Here is a 946-nt window from a genome sequence, read left to right on the forward strand (position 1 = left end):
GGTCTCCGGCGGAGGGGCAGGTGCTTCCAGTAGTGGAGCGGGGTGTCTCCGGCGGCGGAGCGAGATGTTTCCGGCGCCGGAACGGGGTGCCTCCGGCAGTGGAACGGAGTGCGGGGCCGCTCGGGGAGAATGCCTCGGTCATGATCCTCAGCAGCGTCACGGGAGGCGCCCGCATGCACGACACCGCCGATCTCATCGCCGAGACCTACGCGCTCGGTGCCGGACCGTGGACGTTGACGCCGGTCACCCGGGGCGCGCTGGGCCAGATCTGGAAGCTGTCCGGCAACGGTTCCTCGTGGGCCGTCAAGGAACTCCTCTTCGGCTGCGACGAGGACCAGGTCCGCCGGGAGGCCGCGTTACGGGAGGCCTCGGAGCGGCTGGGCATCGCGTCGCCGCGACTGATGCCCAATCGGGAGGGGGCGTACGTCTCCCACCTGGACCCCGGCTCAGGCTCCAGCTCCGCATCCGGTCCCGCTTCCACCTCCGGTTCCGGCTCATCCGCCGGCTCCCACATCAAGCTGTACGACTGGATCGACGGCGCCCCCGCGGACGTGTCCGACCCGGACGTCCTGGACTGGTTCGGGCGGACCATGGCGTTGCTGCACAGGGCGGGCGAGGGTGAGAGCGGGATGCCGAGTTCCTGGTACGAACGGTGCCCGGAGGACGCCGAGTGGAAGGAGCTGCACGGGAAGGTGCGGCGGGCGGAGCTGCCGTGGGCGGACGCGCTGGGCCGCTTCATCGCCACCTCCGCAAGGGAGTTGGCGCCCTGGGTGACCCCGTCCGACCTCGGCGACCTGGTGACGTCCCACCTCGACCTGCAACCCCAGAACGTCCTGGTCGGCCCGGCCGGTCCCGTCCTCCTGGACTGGGACAACGCCGGATCCGCTTCCGCGGAACGGGAGTTGGCCCGCGCCCTGTTCGTGTGGTCGGGCGGGAACGAGGGGGA

The 946-nt window shown here is 71.1% G+C and carries 1 protein-coding gene; it reads left to right on the top strand.

Going from position 1 to position 946, the window contains the following annotated elements:
* Positions 1 to 173: 173 nt before the first annotated feature.
* Positions 174 to 946, top strand: a 773-nt coding sequence (locus AC31A1_RS51935; RefSeq protein ID WP_489659997.1) for a phosphotransferase, incomplete at its 3' end; no start/stop codon positions are given.

The organism is Streptomyces sp. P5F9 (assembly GCF_057961495.1).